The sequence below is a fragment of the Psychrobacillus sp. MER TA 171 genome (assembly GCF_023713305.1).
Taxonomy (GTDB): Bacteria; Bacillota; Bacilli; order Bacillales_A; family Planococcaceae; genus Psychrobacillus.
On record NZ_JAMAWN010000001.1, the window covers coordinates 453,567 to 472,843 of the forward strand.

Below are 19,277 nucleotides of genomic sequence, written 5' to 3' on the forward strand. Positions count from 1 at the left end.
GACTAAATGGGAAGTGAATATAATATGCTTAACGTTCTGAATAAAGTATTCGATTTAAATAAACGCGAGTTAAAACGATTAGAAAAAATCGCAGATAAAGTAGAAGCATTAGCAGGAGAGATGGAAGCTCTTTCTGATGAAGCATTAAGTGCAAAAACAGTTGAATTCCGTGAAAGACTTGCCGGTGGAGAGAAACTAGACCAGCTTCTACCAGAAGCATTTGCTGTTGCGCGAGAAGGCGCTAGACGAGTACTTGGACTGTATCCTTTCCGAGTACAAATTATGGGTGCTGCTGCATTAAACGAGGGTAATATTGCAGAGATGAAAACTGGGGAAGGTAAAACACTTACCTCCACGATGTCTGTTTATTTAAATGCGTTAAGTGGACAAGGCGTACACGTAGTAACTGTCAATGAATATCTTTCTAGTCGTGATGCTGAAGAGATGGGTAAATTATATAATTTCTTAGGTTTAACGGTAGGATTAAATTTAAATTCTCTGTCTAAAGATGAAAAACGTGAAGCTTACGCTGCTGATGTAACTTATTCAACCAATAATGAGCTCGGCTTCGATTATCTTCGTGACAACATGGTGCTTTATAAAGAAGAAAAAGTACAACGTCCGCTTCATTATGCGGTAATTGATGAGGTCGATTCAATTTTGATTGATGAAGCAAGAACTCCTTTAATTATCTCAGGACAGGCTAACAAAGCTGCAGCTTTATATATGCAAGCCAATGCTTTTGTTCGTACGTTAACGAAGGAAGAAGATTACACGTACGAAGAATCAACAAAAGGTGTTACTTTGACTGATGTAGGTGTGGAAAAAGTTGAAAAGGCGTTCCGTATAGATAACTTGTTTGATTTAACCCATGTTCGCTTAAACCATGCGATTAATCAATCCTTAAAGGCGCATGTTTCTATGCATCTAGATGTAGATTATGTGGTGCAAGATGGGGACGTAGTAATCGTTGACTCCTTCACTGGACGTTTGATGAAAGGTCGTCGCTATAGTGATGGCTTGCACCAAGCTATTGAAGCAAAAGAAGGGTTAGAGGTTCAAAATGAATCCATGACCATGGCTACTATTACATTCCAAAACTTTTTCCGTATGTATGACAAGCTGTCAGGGATGACTGGTACAGCTAAAACGGAGGAAGAGGAATTCCGTAACATCTATAATATGAATGTTATAGCGATACCAACGAATAAGCCAATTGCTAGAGATGATCGTGCCGATTTAATCTATGCATCTATGAATGGGAAATTTGAAGCGGTTGCTGCAGATATTGCTGAACGAAATAAAAAAGGTCAGCCAGTACTGATTGGTACGGTTGCAATTGAAACTTCTGAAATCATTTCCAAGCTGTTAACAAAGCATGGCATTAAGCATAATGTATTAAATGCAAAAAACCATGAGCATGAGGCAGAAATAATTGCAACAGCTGGACATCTTGGTTCTGTAACGATTGCCACTAACATGGCTGGACGTGGTACAGATATCAAACTTGGAGATGGGGTACTAGAAGTTGGCGGGTTAGCTGTTATTGGTACAGAGCGTCATGAATCTAGACGTATTGATAATCAGCTACGTGGTCGTTCAGGACGACAAGGAGATCCAGGGGTAACACAATTCTATCTTTCTATGGAAGATGAACTAATGCGTCGATTTGGTTCAGATAATATGCGTAATATGATGTCTAAGATGGGTATGGATGATTCACAACCAATCCAATCTAAAATGGTGTCACGTGCGGTAGAATCTGCCCAAAAACGAGTAGAGGGTAACAACTTTGACTCTCGTAAGCGATTGCTGCAATATGACGATGTATTACGTCAGCAACGTGAAATCATCTACAAAGAGCGTAATGAAGTTCTGGAAACAGAAAACATGCGTGACTTAGTGGAAACCATGATTTTCGCTGTTATTGAACGTCTTGTAACTACGCATACTAACGCGGAAAATAAAGCAGAGTGGAATTACAAAGCGATAGAGGATTATATTCAAGCGAATATGCTTCCAGAGGGTGTTATTACGCAAGAAACTTTAGAAAATCTTTCTCAAGAAGAAGTTATTGAGAAGATTAAAGAAGAAGTAATCTCCTTCTATGATGCAAAAGAAGAAGAAATGACAGCTGAACGTATGCGCGAATTTGAAAAAGTTGTACTGCTTCGTTCAATTGACTCAAAATGGATCGATCATATTGATGCGATGGATCAGCTTCGCCAAGGGATTCACTTACGTGCATATGGTCAAACAGATCCGCTTCGCGAATATCAAAGTGAAGGCTTTGCAATGTTCGAGGCAATGGTTGAGTCAGTCCAAGAAGATGTTGCTAAATATGCGATGAAAGCAGAAATTCGTAACAACCTAGAGCGTGAAGAGGTAGCAAAAGGGCAAGCTGTAAATCCAAAAGAAGAAGGCGGTCCTGTAAAGAAAAAACCTGTTCGCAAGCAAGCAACAGTGGGACGTAACGAACCATGCCCATGTGGTAGTGGAGAAAAGTTTAAAAATTGCCATGGAGCAATTAGATAATAGAGATATTCGGAGGAAATAAAAAATGATAGAAATTTCAGTTGTAAGAAATGAATTAGACCGTACGGCGGGCAAGTTAAATGACTTTAGGGGGTCTCTTTGACTTAGAAAACAAAGAGGTTCGTATACAAGAGCTAGAGGAATTAATGACTTTCCCTGACTTTTGGGATGATTCCCAAGGAGCTCAAAAGGTCATCAATGAGTTAAACGCTTTAAAAGGCATTGTGGAGCAATACAACAACCTGATGTCTACACAAGAAAACTTAGAAATGACGTTAGAGTTATTAAAAGAAGTTCCGGATGAAGAATTACAAGAAGAGCTTGGCAGTGAGTTGAAAGAATTTACTGCAGCGCTTGGTGAGTTTGAGCTTCAACTTCTTTTAAGTGAGGAATATGACAAGCACAATGCTATTTTAGAATTACATCCAGGTGCTGGGGGAACCGAGTCTCAGGACTGGGGTTCAATTCTTTTACGTATGTATCAGCGTTGGGCTGACAAACGTGGCTTTAAAGTAGAAACAATCGATTACTTGCCAGGAGACGAAGCAGGTATTAAATCGGTAACGCTACTGATCAAAGGACACAATGCCTATGGTTACTTAAAAGCAGAAAAAGGTGTACATCGTCTTGTACGTATCTCACCGTTTGATTCGTCTGGTCGTCGTCATACGTCCTTCGTGTCGTGTGAGGTAATGCCTGAATTTACGGATGAGATTGAAATTGAAATCCGTACAGAAGATTTGAAAATTGATACGTATCGTGCAACTGGTGCAGGTGGTCAGCATATCAATACAACGGACTCAGCTGTCCGTATCACTCACTTACCAACTAACTCGGTTGTAACATGCCAATCTGAGCGCTCACAGATCAAAAACCGTGAGCACGCAATGAAGCTTTTAAAATCAAAGCTGTACCAATTAAAAATCGAAGAACAGGAAGCTCAGCTTGCTGAAATTCGTGGAGAACAAAAAGAAATCGGATGGGGAAGTCAAATTCGTTCCTACGTATTCCACCCTTACTCTATGGTTAAGGATCACCGTACCAATGAGGAAAGTGGAAATGTCCATGCAGTAGTGGATGGGGAAATTGACCCATTTATTCATGCCTACTTACGTTCCAAAATAAATTAATAGACGGTAAAAAATCCCATGCTATAATAAAATAGTATGGGATTTTTACTATTTTATATGGGGATTGGGGAAAAGTATGAACATTGATGATTTAAAGCAGAAGGATTTATTAAAGAAAAATAATATTCTTTATTTGGCATTTGCATTAGCAGCTGGGCTGGGGCTATTAGTCCAAATCATTATTCAAGCAAAATCTGAAATTATTGTTTCAATAGGTGTACCATTTGTTGCTTCTATCGTTTTTTATTTTTTAGCAAAGAAATCTATGAAAGTAGCTAAATTATTTCCTTATATTATTATTTTAGCTACCACCATGGTTGCATTAAGTACGGCATACTTCAATAAAATAAGTATAGCCACTATTATTTTGGCGTTTTTTGTGCTCGTTTTAAGTAGTATACATAATGACCGTTTTGTTTTTATTTATGGATATGTCTTATCTGTGATTGCACTGTATTTAAATGTTTCAAAGGACGAATTAAACATATTTGATGGACAGACAATTAATGTATTCTTTATACAATTTATAATGGCTTTAGGCGTTTATTTACAAGTGATTCAAAGTAAGTCTTTGTTTGGGAAGATGCAGCAGTTAATGGAGGAAGCCGCCATTAAAGCTCAAGAAGACAATCTCTTAAATGACAAATTACAAAATGCAGTGCATGTCATTTCAACCAATTTAGAACAGATTCGCACAAGCACACAATCAGCTAATGTTGCACAGCAGGAAATGCTTTATGCAGTAGGGGAAGTGAGTGTCGGCGCTCAACGTCAGGCAGATCATGTGTCTGATATAGTACGAAATACTGAAGCAACTAGCAGCTCGGTAAAAGAAATGGCAAATAACTTAGAGTTAATCGTTCAAAAGGCAGAATCTGCTGGACAAGATGCTTCAGAGGGCTCAAAAGTGATGGCAGAAATGACAAAAGATATCACCCAATTTACAATCTTTTTTGAAGAGTTGAATGAAACATTTCAAAACTTATTCGAAAAAATTAATGAAACCAATCAGTTTGCTAAAGATATTCGACAAATTACAGAGCAAACAAATCTATTGGCATTGAATGCCTCTATCGAAGCTGCCAGAGCCGGAGAGCATGGCAAAGGATTTTCTGTAGTAGCTGAAGAGATTCGAAAACTTGCAGGGGTAACCAATCAAACAGTAGAGAAAATAGATGACAATCTTAACAATGTCAATAAATTTAATGAGGCTGCTCTTCAAAAGCTGAAATTAGGGTTAGCACAAACTCACTCACAAGCCGAAACAGCGGAACAATCCAATGAGTCCTTCAAAGGTCTGTTTGAAACGATGAAGACGCTTCAGTCATCATTAACAAGCTATTTAAATGAGATTGAAACAATTGCAGAAAACAGCGAATCCATCAATGTAAGTACAACAGAGTTTGCTGCAATCATTGAAGAAAGCACGGCTACTGTCGAGGAAATCAATGCAACTTTAGTCAATATCACAGAGGATCAGCTTGCTATTTCGGACTACATCGACGAAACCTATAAGGAAGCACAATCTATTAGTAAATAATTGCTGGTAATTAAAGTGTATCTAATTTATTTTAGATGCGCTTTTTTATTGTTTAGGAAATTATAAACTTCTGAACCTGTGGATAAATTGATGTCTAGCTCCACCGCCTTGCCCCTCGGGGTCAAATGGATAAAAGCTGTGGTGGCTGAAGAGCTGCCTCCTCGCTTTTCCCCATTTGCCTGTCGGGGCAGACATAGGCGCTTGCGCTTTTCTTGTTTTGTGCAAGTAGCCTGTTAATACACCATCTTGCTAAAGTTCACAAAAATCCCTTCTGTTGTTATACTATTTCAGGTTGAATAAAAGAATTTACATGAAAGAGGAATAGTAATGACTACTACGACAAATAATAGAATTCATAAAGAAATTTCTCCTTGGATGGCGAATGTTAGAGATTATTTATATGTAATCATTGGTGCTGCGATTATAGCGCTTGGCTTTAATGTGTTTTTATTGCCAAACCAGGTTGCATCAGGTGGAGTTAGTGGGATAAGTACCATCTTAAAAGGAGTTTTTGGTTGGGAGCCTGGGCTTGTTCAATATGCTTTTAACATTCCTTTATTTATCGCAGGCTTAATATTTCTTGGTGCAAAATTTGGGATTAAATCTTTTGTAGGAACCTTAGTTTTACCTGCAGTAGTTTTGCTAACTGCAAGCTGGGAGCCATGGACATATAATCCTTTGTTAGGTGCATTATTCGGTGGTATTACGGTTGGCCTAGGTTTAGGAATTGTTTTTAGAGGCGGCGCGTCAACAGGCGGAACAGACTTAGCAGCTCAAATCATAACCAAGTATACTGGCTTTTCTTTGGGGCGAAGTGTATTACTAATCGATGGCCTAATTGTGTTGAGTGCTGCCGTAGTATTTGATATTGAACAAGCTTTATACGCTTTAATAGGTTTATTTGTAACTACTAAAACAATCGATATTGTGCAGCTAGGATTTAGCCAATCAAAAATGATTTATATCATTACGAATAAACAGGACGAAATTAGAGATGCTATCTATAAGGAGATTGATCGAGGGGTAACTAAACTACCTGCATATGGTGGATATACCAATGAAGAGAAATCTATCCTTATGGTGGTGGCGTATCAGACTGAGTTCACAAAGATGAAACAAGTGGTTCAAACCATTGACCCCACTGCATTTGTAATAGTTTCTGATGCCTATGAGGTATTAGGAGAAGGTTTCAAAAGGTACTAAATTTGGTATAATATGAGTGCATTCATAATGTTGAGGGAGGTTAACTAAATGAATAAAAAATTATTAGCTGTTATCTTTGGAGCAGGTCTTATGCTTGCTGCTTGTGGCGGTGGAGACGACGAAGCAAAAGATACTGGCACAACTGACACTGGTACTACTGGTTCATCTGAAACCGCGTCTGTAGATGCTGAAAAAATTGTGAATTCTAAATGTATTAGCTGTCATGGCGGAAACTTAGAAGGACAAGGTAATTACCCAGCTCTTGCTGATGTAGGTTCTCGCTTATCAGAAGATGAGATCTTAAATGTTATTTTAAATGGTAGAGGCGCAATGCCAGGTAAAATCATTGAAGGCGCAGATGCAGAAGCAGTTGCTGCATGGTTAGCGGAGAAAAAATAAAATCGTGAGACAAGCAGCTACTTTTATAAGTAGCTGTTTTTTTGTTGGAATGAGACAGTGCCCATAGAGTGGAAGTGTCCCATAAGTAAGAGGAAAGCGCCCATAAAGTAAGTGAAGGTGTCCCATAAATGCGAGATATCCGCCCATAAAGATGAAAAGCGCCCATAGGGTTGAGGGAAGTGTCTCATAAGTAAGAGGAAAGTGCCCATAAAGAAAGCGAAGGTGTCCCATAAATGTGAGATATCCGCCCGTAAAGTTGAAAAGCGCCCATAGAGTTGAGGGAAGTGCCCCATAACTGAGTGGAAAGCGCCCATAAAGTATGTAGAAGTGTCCCATAAATCACAGGTATGCGCCCGTAAAGTTGAAAAGTGCCCATAGAGTTGAGGGAAGTGCCCCATAAGTGAGTAGAAAGCGCCCATAAAGTAAGAGAAGGTGTCCCATAAATGCGAGGTATTCGCCATTAAGGTTGAATTACTCTAACTAGTTTCTAGAGGTGTAACTAAATCCCAGCAAATCGCCCGTAAAGAGAGCAAAGTGTCTCCTAAAACTCAGGAATCCGCACTCAACCTCACAACCCGCCCCTCTCATTATCCCATAAATCTCCAATATGCACCCAACTCAATCAATCCCACCCATAATATTACAATACCCTTCACACGACACCCTAAATTCGCACTAAGAAACTCCCCCAAACTCATAGCTTTATTTGTCGATTTTCACAGAATGTTAACTATATTGGAGAAATAAACCTGTAGTTATTAATATTTTCACTGGCAACAAAATATAGCAGGAATTATGAAAGAAAGTGTAGAAATAAAGGGTATAGTCCTTTTGTAACTGAGTAAAAAACACTAAAAAAACTGAAAAATCGCTAATATTTTAGTTTTTCTGACTAAATTTACCTACAAAATGAAATCTATTTGTAACATTAAGAAAGACATCAAGTGTTATAATAAGCATTGTTGTATTTAATAAAAGAAAGTAATTAGGTGGTATAAAATGATAGAAATGACTAAAGTCTATAAAAAATATCCTAATGGTATTGTTGCAGCTAACGGGATTGACGTAAATATTAAGCAGGGCGAATTTGTATACGTAGTTGGACCCAGTGGTGCAGGAAAATCGACATTTATTAAAATGATGTATCGAGAAGAACGCCCAACGTCAGGTACGATCATAGTCAATGGTATGAATTTAGCAACCTTAAAAAATAAAAATGTTCCTTACTTAAGAAGACAGATTGGCGTTGTCTTTCAAGATTTCAAACTACTTCCTCGACTGAACGTTTATGAAAACGTTGCCTTTGCTTTAGAAGTAATAGAGGAATCCCCTAAGGTGATCCGGAAAAAAGTAATGGATGTATTGGAGCTAGTGGGACTAAAAAATAAAGCTAGAATGTTCCCGACAGAACTATCAGGCGGGGAACAACAACGTGTTTCTATAGCGCGCTCCATTGTGAATACTCCTAAACTAGTAATTGCAGATGAGCCGACCGGAAATTTAGACCCCGAAACTTCATGGGAAATTATGAACACATTTGAAGAAATTAATTCCCGAGGAACTACAATTGTTATGGCAACTCATAATAGAGAAATTGTAAATACAATTCGACACCGTGTTATTGTAGTTGAGGGTGGCTTAATCACTCGAGACGAGTACGGAGGAGATTACGGATATGAAGGCTAGAACAGCAGGACGACACTTCAGAGATAGCTTAAAAAGTATCAGCAGAAATGGTTGGATGACATTTGCATCCGTCAGTGCTGTTACCGTTACATTATTACTGGTAGGCGTATTCGTCATGATTATGATGAATTTAAATAAAGTAGCAGACGACCTAGAAAGAGACGTAGAAGTAAAAATTTACGTCGAATTGACAGCAAGTGAAGAAGAAATCACCAAGCTAGAAGAAGACATTAAAAATCTTCCAGGTGTTGCAGAGCTAGTATATGCGACTAAGGGAGAAGAACTAAAGAAACTTGTTATGGATTTTGGATCAGATTTAGAGTTATATGAACAAGAAAACCCATTACATAATGTTTTTTATGCAAAAGCGGTAGATCCTCAAGAGACTGAAGCGATTGCGAAGGAAATCGATAAGTTAGATAACACATTTGAGGTGAGCTACGGAGAAGGTAAAATAGAAAGATTATTCTCTGTACTTAATATGGGTAGAAACGTGGGCGTAGTGTTGATCCTTGCTCTATTATTTACAGCTATGTTCTTAATTTCGAATACTATTCGAATCACGATTGTTGCTAGACGACGAGATATAGAGATTATGAAACTAGTTGGAGCTACAAACTGGTTTATCCGTATCCCCTTCATATTAGAAGGTATGTGGCTTGGTATTTTAGGAGCGATTGTACCAATCACGTTAGTTACGGTGCTTTACTATAATCTTTATAATGCATTACAGCCTAAATTAGAGCTAGGAAATTTATTTAATTTACTAGAGTTTTCCCCATTCATTTATCAGTTAAACGCATTAATTCTATTAATGGGAGTTTTAATCGGTATTTGGGGTAGTTTCATGTCAGTTAGAAAATTTTTACGAGTATAAGAAGGTATCTTGAAAGGAGCAATAAGATTTGAGAAAACAATCCAAATGGATGTTGCGTATTGTTGCAATCGCTGCATCCGGAGCGCTACTATTTAACACGCCAAGCGCTCTTGCCAATTCATTGGACGACCTTAAAAAAGAAAAACAGAACATCCAAGAAAAGAAAAGCACTATTCAATCGAATATTAAAGAAACTGAAACAAAAATTGATACTAACGAGTCTAAAATTGATCAAATTATGGCTCAAATTCAAGAGTTGGATAATAAAATTATGGCAACTGAAAAAAGTATTTCAGCGGTTTTAAATGAGATTGAAAAAACTACAAGCGAAATCGAAGCATTAAAAGCCTCTATCGCTGAGTTAGAACAGAAAATTGCAGCTCGCGATGAATTGCTAAAAGAAAGAATAAGAGCTGTTCAAGTTAGTGGTGGATCAGTCAATTATTTAGACGTATTACTTGGAGCTAATAGCTTCGTAGATTTTATTGACCGCTTTTCAGCAGTTAATACATTGATGGAAGCTGACCGTAAAATTCTAAAAGAGCAGGCAGAAGATAAAAAAGAACTTGAAGAGCAAACGGCAAGCCTAGAGAAGAAACGTCAAGAGCAAGAAGCAAGTAAAGAGCAGCTTGTTTCCTTAAAAGCTAATTTAGATGGTCAAAAATCATCTAAGAGCACATTAGTAGATCAACTAGAAGTTGAACAAGCTAAGCTTCTGGAAGATAAAGAACAGATGGAAACAGAATATGAAGAAGTTTTAAACTTAGATAAAGCGATTCAAGATAAAATTGTTGCAGAGCAAAAGCGTCAAGCAGAAATAGCTAGAAAAGCAGCAGAAGAGAAAAAGAAAAAAGCGGCTGCAGAACGTAAACGTCAGCAGGCTGCTAGCGGATCTTCAACGGCGATTCCTGCCGTTTCAGCTGGTAACTGGACAAAACCTGCATCCGGAAGCTTTACTTCTGGTTATGGATACAGAATGCATCCAATCTACGGTAAAGGAAAAATGCATTATGGTATAGATATTGCCAACAGCACTGGAACACCAGTATTATCGGCTGCTGATGGAGTCGTATCGTATGCATCACCTTTAAGCACATACGGTAATGTAATTATGGTGACACATTCTATTGATGGTCAAACTTTCACTTCATTATATGCTCATTTAAGCAGTATAGGTGTAGGAGTTGGACAAGTTGTCTCTAAAGGTCAACGTATCGGAGCAATCGGAACTACAGGTAATTCTACTGGACCACATCTTCACTTTGAAATCCATTTAGGATATTGGGAAGGTATGGCTGGTAACTCAGTGAATCCATTGAGATACATTTCTCTATAAAATAAAAGTAACATGGGGCATTCAATTATTATATAATTGGATGCCTTTTTTTTTAGAATAAGAGATTTGATGGAAGTCTTTTTTTGTACACAAATTGTATAAAACTTAAGCTAGTGAATAGTATCTACTTAGATTTATGCATATAATTAAAATAATAATATTTTATAAGTAAAGTGGAGGTTAAGTGTGAAAAAAATAATTGGATTACTAATTATAGGTTCCTTAATAGCTATTGCTACTATATCATTTGTAAAAAATAATATTGATGAAAAGGAAGATCCTTTTGAAGGGGAGCAAATGGGAACAGATATGGCTGAAAACCCAGTAAACCAAGGGACTGGTAAAGGTGATGCAGCCCCAGATTTTACTTTGACAACACTAGACGGAAAAGAGGTCTCGTTGTCAGACTATAAAGGAAAAAAAGTAGTATTAAATTTTTGGACATCATGGTGTCCTCCTTGTAAAGCAGAGATGCCACATATGCAAAACTACTATGAAGATATGTCTGAAGAAGCTAATGTGGAAATTTTAGCAGTCAACCTTACGAACAAGGATAATGGAGTAGATGAGGTGTCTTCGTTTGTAGAAGACTACGGTCTAACCTTTCCAATACCTATGGATGAGGAAGGGCAAATAGGAAACGCCTATAAGGTGATCCCTATTCCAACTACTTATATGATTGATACGAATGGCATCATTCAAAATATGATAGTTGGTCCAATGAATGAGGAAATGCTGATAGATTATGTCGATAAACTAAAATAAGAATCTGATTTTTGGGCAAGTATTAAACTTCGTTTTCCTCACATATATTAGTGGAAAACTAGGAGGTTGAACTTGCGCAAAAATCGGATTATTTTATTTGGATTCATTTTAGTCATTGTGTTGGTATTAGGGTATTTATGGATGTCTGGAAAATCGTCAGAGCCAGAGAAAAGTAACGTTAGTAGTAGTCAAGTGATTGATGAAGCGTATCAGTTAATAAAAAAAGAGGCAGTTTTCTCAAAGAATGAAAAGTTATTAGTAGAGGGTGCAATTAGAGGCATGGCTGAAGCTTTAGAAGATCCACATTCTTCGTATTTAACGAAAGAGGAAGCGGAGACGCAAGAATCTTCTTTAGCTGAGGAACGGGTTGGTATTGGTGTAGAAATTATGAATTCTGGCGGTAAGTTTATTGTAGTGGCTCCCATTAAAGACTCTCCAGCTTACAAAGCAGGTTTGAAGCCTCAGGATGAAATCGTACGGGTGAACAGTGAACGAGTAGATGGTAAAACTATGGCTGAATTAGTTCGATTATTAAGTGGCGACAAAGGTAGTAGTCTTAAAATGACGATATATCGTCCAAGCGAAAATCGTCATGTAGAGTTACATATGAAACGAGAGACAATCGCGTTGCATACTGTTTCCAGTGAAGTACTAGAGGTTGACGGAAAGTCTCTAGGGATAGTCACTATTTCTATTTTTGGAGAAAAAACTGCTGAAGAGTGGGAAAAGCAAACCAAAGCGCTTGTAGAACGTGGAATAAACGGACTAGTTGTGGATGTCCGAGGTAATCCAGGAGGTTATTTATTCAGCGTTTCTTCTATTATAGGAACCCTTCTACAAAACGGAAGTACGTTTGCTTACATGCAAGATGCTAAAGGTGTTTTAGAACCATTGAATACGGTAAATAAGGATAACCCTTACCTGAACAAGCTACCAGTTGTTCTATTGCAAAATGGAGGTAGTGCATCTGCAAGTGAAGTTTTGGCTGGGGCGTTAAAAGATAATAGTCGTGCTATGATCGTAGGTGAAACAAGCTTTGGTAAAGGTACTGTTCAAGAAACACATCCTTTGTCTAATGGCGGAAAGTTAAAAATTTCTACCCATAAGTGGTTAACTCCAAAGCAACAATGGATTCATCATAAGGGGATAGAGGCAGATTTGAAGGTAGAGCAGGATGAGTTATTCAACACAGATATTAAATATTATCATGGTGATTTCCACCAAGGAGATTATGGAGATGAAATTAAGTACGTACAACAAATTCTTAGTGGATTAGGCTACAATATATCACGCAAGGACGGTTATTTTGATGAAGCTACTGTTGAAGCTATAGATAAATATAGAGAGCAAAATAAACTAGAAATTAATTCGAAGCTAGATGAGACATTCTTTCAGGACTTAACGAACACAATTAATGAGTATAAGGCACGAAAAGAGAATGATCAGCAGCTTCAAATGGGTGTAAGTTATATAATTCACAGCTTAAATAAATAACTTGAGACAATAAACCTATACGGAAGTTCTCCTCGTTTGTTACAATAATAGGAAGACTATGTTGTAAGCGAGGAGGATTCGTATGGTACAAGAAATATTAATAGAATTGGCAAAAGGGATTGGACGTTTCTTCCTTCATCCAGCTGTTTATATAACACTTCTTTTTTCTGTATTAATCGGATACTTTCGGGTGAAGAGAGAGAGAAAACAATTTCGAGCGAGAATACTTTGGGGTTGGACAGAGGCAAAGCATTTTTTGCTAGATGGTTATGTATGGGCAATTATTATATCTGTAATTAGTGTAGCGGTTGGATTGGTTATACCGTCCACTTGGTTAATGGTTTATAGTGTATGGATGATTTTATTTGTTCTACTCTTTATGTATCAGGTCGGCTCTGCAATTTATGCAATTGCCTTAGCGGTAGCTACTTTTTATATCATGTTTTTCTATGATTGGTCTTATGAAATATTTTCATGGGAAATTGTTGGACAAGATATAGATGGACAAGTTATTGTTCCAATTGCTATTTTAGCAGGTTTATTGCTGATAGCAGAGGGTTTTATTATCCAAAAGCATGGAGCGACAAACGCTTCGCCTAGATTGGTTAAAACGGCAAGAGGCAGCGAGGCAATGGAATATGTAACTAAACGACTTTGGTTGTTACCGATTCTATTAGTCATACCTGGAGATGTTATACATACATATCTACCGTTCTGGCCACAGTTTACTTTAGGAGAGTCTACATTTTCTTTAGTATTGTTTCCTTTTGTAATAGGCTTCCAACAAAAAAGCAGACATTCACTGGCAGAGAATTTTTTCCCTATGTACGGAAAAAAGGTTTGGCAATTAGGGATAATCGTGACAGTTGTAGCAGCGGTAGGCTATATAGAACCACTTATCAGTCTAATAGCTTTGGCGTTGGGAGTAATAGGAAGACTAGTAATATCCTTTATTGAGTATAGAAGAGAGCGTAATGGCTCCTTTGCTGTATCTCCGCAATCGAATGGGGTAATGATTGCTGGTGTGCTTTCCGACTCTCCAGCAGAAAAGATGGGCTTAAAAATTGGAGAATGTATCGTTAAGGTAAACGGACAAAAAGTAACAGATGAGCAAGAACTGTATGAAGCCGTTCAAATCAATGCAGCCCATTGTAGATTAGAAGTATTGGATCATAATGGAGAGCTTCGATTGAGACAGCATGTTTTGTTTAGACATGACCATTACAGACTAGGATTAATCTTAGTGAGGTAGGAGAAACAATGGAAACTTTATCTATACCAACACAAGTTATACTTGCGATTGTTGCACCTGCTTTGTTAGTTGTGCTATTTACTCGAATAACCTTTAATCGATATGTCGCCTTGCTACTAACAGTTGCTCTGTTCGCAGCCTCTGTGTATGCTGGCTATACTCATCGTTGGTGGATTTATATATTAGATGCTGCATCTCTGACATTTGGATTTTGGTATGCAAGCTATATGAAAGCGCGCGACAAAAAATCCGCCCCATAAAGGGCGGATTTTTTTAAATACATCGAATTGATGGAAAGTTATAGTGAAGTAGACTTCCTCAAACAGGGGGGGCAAGAGGAAGTCAATTGGTAAAGTGAGATACTTGGATAGGTGCAACACTTTAAGCCATAAGCGCAACACTTTGGGTAAAACGCGCAAAACTTGAAGTCATTCCCGCAACAATTTGCCCATGTGCAGTACTTCCAGTTGCTACTGCAACACTTTTATCCAAATGGACAAAGCTACAACCTAACCAAAGGCTTTCATTCATCGAATCAGGGATTCAGCTCAATCTTGCTTCTTGGCTAGCGCTTCTTCATATTCCTTTCGTACGTTATGAAGCAGTTCAGCATCAGTTAGGATGCGGTAGCCGGTATTGGCTAGAGCCTTGGCTCCCTTAATTAGTGCCTCGTCGCCAAGCTGGGATTTGGCAGCTTCACGGAACTCGATGGTGTGACCGACCAAATCATCTGGGCCAATTTTAATATGTGGATGGGCAGTAGGGACAGCATAGCTGATGTTGCCAGCGTCTGTTGATCCTTTGCCTTTTCGTTTTTCTGTATGGACAAACTCTCCGACTGCTTCAAGCTCTTCATGAAGAATTTCATCTAATTTAGAATTTAATACAAAGTCCTGAACCTCGTTTTGGAATCGCTCAATTCGTACGGAGGCTCCTGTTGCAAGTGCTGCGCCATTTGCAATAGCACGGACTTTTTCTGCTACTTCCTCTGTTTTCTTCCAGCTCTCTGCTCGGATATAGAAGCGGGCAGACGCGTAGTCAGGAATAATGTTTGGAGCATCTCCACCGTGGGTGATGATCCCGTGGATACGTACAGTGCTTGGAAGCTGCTGACGAAGGGCATTAATGCCATTGAATAAAAGAATGACAGCGTCTAAAGCGTTTATACCTTTCTCAGGAGATCCAGATGCATGTGCTGCTTTCCCATGAAAATGAAAATCTAATGGATCCACGGCCAATGTTTCACCAGTTAAAGAAGTCTTGCCGGAAGGGTGAATCATTAGTGCAACATCCACATCCTTAAGGAAACCGTGCTTGACGAAGCTTCCTTTAGCACTTCCATTAGGGCCACCTTCCTCAGCGGGCGTCCCAAGAACGACTACATTTCCTCCTGTAAGAGGGAGGGCCTCTGCCAAGGCAATTCCAGCAGCAACGCTCGTTGTTCCGATAATATTATGTCCGCATGCGTGACCTAGTCCAGGAAGGGCATCATACTCTGCAAGGTAAGCTACGGTTGGCCCTTCTTTTACTCCCTTTTTAATAGCGTAGAAGGATGTTTCATGGCCTGCAACGGAAGTAGTTACCTCGAAACCGGCGTCACGTAGTAGCTTTACATGTTTTGCACTAGCGAAGAACTCCTGGTTGCCGATTTCAGGGTTATTATGGATTTCCTGACTGACCTGCACGTATAATTCTTTGTTTTCCTCAATTGACTTTAGCAATAATTCCTTTGGTTCTTTTACAATACTCATCTGTATTCCTCCTATTTTTTATTTGATTAGATCTTCAAATGTTTGATCTAGTTGTTCCTGCGTTAAAATTACTAAAGCGGATCCGCCTTTTGTATCCTCGGTGATAACTTTCTGGATATCTTCTTCTTGATATAATTCGACAATACGTGTGTATGTTTCGTTATTTTTATCTTCTCCACGGGCTACTATTGTGTTGACATAAGGATAGATGGATTCATCCTTTCCTTCTTCTTTATATATAGGGTCCTCACCAGGTGAGAAGCCAGCCTGACCGGCAACACCGTTATTAATGATAGAAGCAGTAACGTCCGGCAGCACTCGTGGTGTTTGCTGGGCAACCATAGGAATAATATCTAAGTTCAATGGGTTTTCTACAATGCCGCTTGGATCTCCAAAAAGCCCGAAGCTGTCTGAAAGGGTGATTAAATCAGCAGACTCTAACAAACGAAGTGCACGAGCCTGGTTAGATGGATCATCTGGAATAGCAATTTTATCGCCTTTTTTGATTTCACTGATGTCTTTAATCTTTTCCGAATAAACGCCAAGAGGAGCAAACATGGTTGAACCAATTGGAACAAGGTCATTTCCACTTTCTTTTACATATTGAGAAAGGAAGGAAATATGCTGGAAGGCATTTAAATCGATATCTCCCTGTGCTAAGGCATTATTGGGTAAAGTGTAGTCTGCAAACTCGATTAACTCAATTTCAATTCCTTCTTTAGCTGCTTTCTCTTTTAAAACTGGCCATTGGGCACCATCAGAGCCATTCACACCAATTTTCACCTTAACTGTATCCTTGTCTGAAGCAGCTGAAGAGTCGTTACAAGCTGCTAAGACTATTGCTGCCAAAAGAGCAATGACTAATAAACTAATTTTTTTCATATCTATTCTCCTTATCGTCTGATGAATTTTTTAGATAATGCATTTCCTAACCACTGGGCAAGCTGAACTAAAACGATGAGTATTATAACGGTTACGAGCATAACGCTTCCGTCGAAACGCTGATATCCATAGGTCATTGCTATATGACCGAGTCCGCCTCCACCGACTGTTCCTGCCACAGCAGAAAAGTCTATTAAGCTAACAGTTATAAAGGTTAAGCCGAGAATAAGAGGTCCTAAAGCTTCAGGTATTAAAACGGTAAATATAATTCGTAATGGACTTGCACCCATCGCTTGCGCTGCTTCAATCACCCCTGGATCTATGCTTACTAAGTTATTTTCCACAACTCGAGCTATAGAAAAGCTGGCGACAATCGTCATTGGGAAAATGGCGGCCGCAGTACCAATCGTTGAACCCATCACTAATCTTGTGAGCTGAGAGATGGCTACTAAAAAGATGATAAAGGGGATTGGTCGAATAATATTGATTAATATGTTCAACACTTGAAAAACAATTTTATTTTCTAAAATGTTTCTTTCTCGTGTTACGAATAATAGAAGACCAATCGTTATTCCTAAAATAGAACCAAATACTAAAGTGGCAATAACCATAATAATGGTCTCTCCTGTTGCTTCTACAATTCTTGGCCAGAAAGTACTCCAATCAACCTTCATGCTTTGCCACCTCCTGAATGTCAACGATTGTCTCTAGCTCATTAATGGCACTTTGAATTGCCACGGTGTCGCCTTCAAAAGACACGATTAAATCTCCAAAAAGCCTTTCCTGTAACTCTCGTATAGAACCATAAACAATATTGAAATGAATGCGATGCTTCTGAGTTACTTGAGATAAAATGGCTTTATTTGTTACGTCTCCCTTGAAGATTACTCGATAAAAGCCGTTGCCTCCTCGAGAACGCCAATCCTCTAAAATTTGAGGAGAAGGTAAATCCTGTTGCACCGATCGTATAAAGCGCTGAGAGGTAAGATGCTGTGGATCAGTAAATACATCGAATACGTCTCCTGATTCAATAACCTCTCCATTTTCCATGACAGCTACTCGATCGCAAATGGACTGAATGACGTGCATTTCATGTGTGATTAACAAAATGGTAATTCCAAATTCCTTATTCACCTTTTTAAGTAAGCGAAGGATTTCTGCAGTAGTTTCTGGATCCAATGCAGAAGTTGCTTCGTCACAAATGAGAATATCAGGTGAGGTAGCAAGTGCCCGAGCAATACCAACACGTTGTTTTTGTCCACCAGACAATTGGCTTGGATAATCTTTCTCCTTATCAGAGAGCCCGACAAAGCTAAGAAGTTCGTTCACCCTTTTTGTAATTTCATTTTTACTCAAGCCTGCTAGCTTTAGAGGGTAAGCAATATTTCCGCCAACTGTGCGAGAGTGGAACAAGTTAAAGTTTTGAAAAATCATTCCAATATTTCTTCGTCTTGCTCGTAACTGTTTGGAAGTCAATGATTTGACATCGATATTCTGAATAAATACAGAGCCTGCAGAAGGACGTTCCAGCATATTAACTAGTCGAAGCAGCGTACTCTTTCCTGCACCACTAAATCCTATAATGCCAAATATCTCACCTTCTTTTATTTTTAGAGAAACATCTTTTACTGCATGCACCTCCCGCTTGCCAAGACGAAAGGTCTTGGAAACATTTTTAAACTCGATCATTCAAATTACCTCCTCATACATCATTGGTTCGTTACAGACAAAGGATAGTCATCTACCTTTCTATCACGAGAAAAAGAGAGCTTCCTTGTTCTTATCTAAAAACGATAAGAAAAAGAAAGCTCTCCAAAATTTACGAAAAAGCCAACTTTTCTCATCTTTCAAGCAGTGCGCTTGCAGGAGTTGGCACAGTATTCAAAGATTTGAACCTGTTGCCGAAACGTCATAGGGCCTGATCCCTCGGTTTCTCTAGATAAGAAAGTGATGTGCTATTTAATTGTTGTAAGAATTGTTTTAAACTTTAAACAATAAAAACAAAACCGTCAAGAGGTTTTTAAAAATAGGGTAATTTGAACCACTTAATTGATTAATTGAATATAAATTTTTGAAGGGCTCAAAAAAATAATAAATAACATAGTTTTATATTCATGGATGAGCTATAAGGCTATGTTAAAGAGTAGGGGTGATTTATGATGCATACAAAAGAAATCTATAAATCAGAGAGTTGAATTGATTTCCGCGCCAACCGGACGCTTTCCGCGGGGTGAGCGATAAGCCATCACCCATCGCTAGCGCGCGTGGTTGTGATGTCTTATCTGTCTCACTCATCCCGCAGCATAGCTATCAAGTTAAGAAGTTTATAAAAACCCTCGAGGTTGGTATAGAAAACTAACCAACAGGAGGTGCTTCATATGAAAAGAACTGATTTAGACGAATGGAAACTCTTAATGGAACAATTGT

17 protein-coding genes and 1 riboswitch are annotated in these 19,277 nt (G+C 38.5%); of the genes, 12 read left to right on the forward strand and 5 right to left on the reverse strand.

Features of this window, described 5'->3' with window-relative positions; translation table 11 throughout:
- The first annotated feature begins 24 nt into the window (after positions 1-24).
- The 12 genes from secA to M3627_RS02080 all read left to right on the forward strand — a co-directional run bounded on the left by secA (position 25) and on the right by M3627_RS02080 (position 14,477).
- Complete coding sequence (secA, locus tag M3627_RS02025; RefSeq protein ID WP_251552821.1) at positions 25-2,535, forward strand: preprotein translocase subunit SecA; 2,511 nt, start codon at positions 25-27, stop codon at positions 2,533-2,535.
- Between the two features lie 28 nt (positions 2,536-2,563).
- Positions 2,564-3,665, forward strand: a protein-coding gene (gene prfB, locus M3627_RS02030) for a peptide chain release factor 2 (protein ID WP_169358855.1) whose coding sequence is annotated in 2 segments (ribosomal slippage) — positions 2,564-2,635 and positions 2,637-3,665 — 1,101 coding nt in all. Because the reading frame shifts where the segments join, the coding sequence is not laid out codon by codon here.
- 76 nt (positions 3,666-3,741) lie between these two features.
- Positions 3,742-5,205 carry a methyl-accepting chemotaxis protein gene (locus M3627_RS02035; RefSeq protein ID WP_251552803.1) on the forward strand — a complete coding sequence of 488 codons (1,464 nt, stop codon included), beginning with the start codon at positions 3,742-3,744 and terminating at the stop codon, positions 5,203-5,205.
- A gap of 375 nt (positions 5,206-5,580) precedes the next feature.
- Positions 5,581-6,408 carry a YitT family protein gene (locus M3627_RS02040; protein ID WP_251552822.1) on the forward strand — a complete coding sequence of 276 codons (828 nt, stop codon included), beginning with the start codon at positions 5,581-5,583 and terminating at the stop codon, positions 6,406-6,408.
- A 48-nt stretch (positions 6,409-6,456) separates the two neighbouring features.
- Positions 6,457-6,807 carry a cytochrome c551 gene (gene cccB, locus M3627_RS02045; RefSeq protein WP_251552804.1) on the forward strand — a complete coding sequence of 117 codons (351 nt, stop codon included), beginning with the start codon at positions 6,457-6,459 and terminating at the stop codon, positions 6,805-6,807.
- A 999-nt stretch (positions 6,808-7,806) separates the two neighbouring features.
- Positions 7,807-8,493, forward strand: coding sequence for a cell division ATP-binding protein FtsE (ftsE, locus tag M3627_RS02050; protein ID WP_169361051.1), 687 nt, complete (start codon positions 7,807-7,809; stop codon positions 8,491-8,493).
- A complete protein-coding gene (gene ftsX, locus M3627_RS02055) occupies positions 8,483-9,370 on the forward strand; it encodes a permease-like cell division protein FtsX (RefSeq protein WP_169361050.1) in 888 nt (295 codons plus the stop codon). Before ftsE ends, ftsX begins: the two co-directional genes overlap by 11 nt.
- 28 nt (positions 9,371-9,398) lie before the next feature.
- Complete coding sequence (locus M3627_RS02060; RefSeq protein WP_169361049.1) at positions 9,399-10,706, forward strand: murein hydrolase activator EnvC family protein; 1,308 nt, start codon at positions 9,399-9,401, stop codon at positions 10,704-10,706.
- Positions 10,707-10,892: 186 nt separating this feature from the next.
- Positions 10,893-11,471, forward strand: a complete 579-nt coding sequence (locus M3627_RS02065; RefSeq protein WP_169361048.1) for a redoxin domain-containing protein — start codon at positions 10,893-10,895, stop codon at positions 11,469-11,471.
- Between the two features lie 72 nt (positions 11,472-11,543).
- Positions 11,544-12,965, forward strand: a complete 1,422-nt coding sequence (locus M3627_RS02070; RefSeq protein WP_169361047.1) for a S41 family peptidase — start codon at positions 11,544-11,546, stop codon at positions 12,963-12,965.
- 82 nt (positions 12,966-13,047) lie between these two features.
- The gene (locus M3627_RS02075; protein ID WP_169361046.1) at positions 13,048-14,217 is read left to right on the forward strand and encodes a PDZ domain-containing protein; all 1,170 of its coding nucleotides are present in this window, start codon (positions 13,048-13,050) and stop codon (positions 14,215-14,217) included.
- An 8-nt stretch (positions 14,218-14,225) separates the two neighbouring features.
- Positions 14,226-14,477 (forward strand): CsbA family protein, encoded by a 252-nt coding sequence (locus M3627_RS02080; RefSeq protein WP_169361045.1) that lies wholly within the window; start codon positions 14,226-14,228, stop codon positions 14,475-14,477.
- A gap of 121 nt (positions 14,478-14,598) precedes the next feature.
- Here the strand turns inward: M3627_RS02080 and M3627_RS02085 are convergent, their stop codons facing one another.
- From M3627_RS02085 to M3627_RS02105, 5 genes are read right to left on the reverse strand one after another with little or no spacing between them, the layout of a single operon-like run.
- On the reverse strand, positions 14,599-14,748 hold the full coding sequence (locus M3627_RS02085; RefSeq protein ID WP_251552805.1) for a hypothetical protein: 150 nt from the start codon (positions 14,746-14,748) through the stop codon (positions 14,599-14,601).
- A 17-nt stretch (positions 14,749-14,765) separates the two neighbouring features.
- Positions 14,766-15,968, reverse strand: a complete 1,203-nt coding sequence (locus M3627_RS02090) for a M20 family metallopeptidase (RefSeq protein ID WP_251552806.1) — start codon at positions 15,966-15,968, stop codon at positions 14,766-14,768.
- A gap of 18 nt (positions 15,969-15,986) precedes the next feature.
- The gene (locus M3627_RS02095) at positions 15,987-16,850 is read right to left on the reverse strand and encodes a MetQ/NlpA family ABC transporter substrate-binding protein (protein ID WP_169361042.1); all 864 of its coding nucleotides are present in this window, start codon (positions 16,848-16,850) and stop codon (positions 15,987-15,989) included.
- 11 nt (positions 16,851-16,861) lie between these two features.
- On the reverse strand, positions 16,862-17,524 hold the full coding sequence (locus tag M3627_RS02100) for a methionine ABC transporter permease (RefSeq protein WP_169361041.1): 663 nt from the start codon (positions 17,522-17,524) through the stop codon (positions 16,862-16,864).
- On the reverse strand, positions 17,514-18,539 hold the full coding sequence (locus tag M3627_RS02105; protein ID WP_169361040.1) for a methionine ABC transporter ATP-binding protein: 1,026 nt from the start codon (positions 18,537-18,539) through the stop codon (positions 17,514-17,516). The genes M3627_RS02100 and M3627_RS02105 overlap by 11 nt, the downstream gene beginning before the upstream one ends.
- A 148-nt stretch (positions 18,540-18,687) precedes the next feature.
- A riboswitch (SAM riboswitch) is annotated at positions 18,688-18,796 on the reverse strand.
- Between the last annotated feature and the right edge of the window lie 481 nt (positions 18,797-19,277).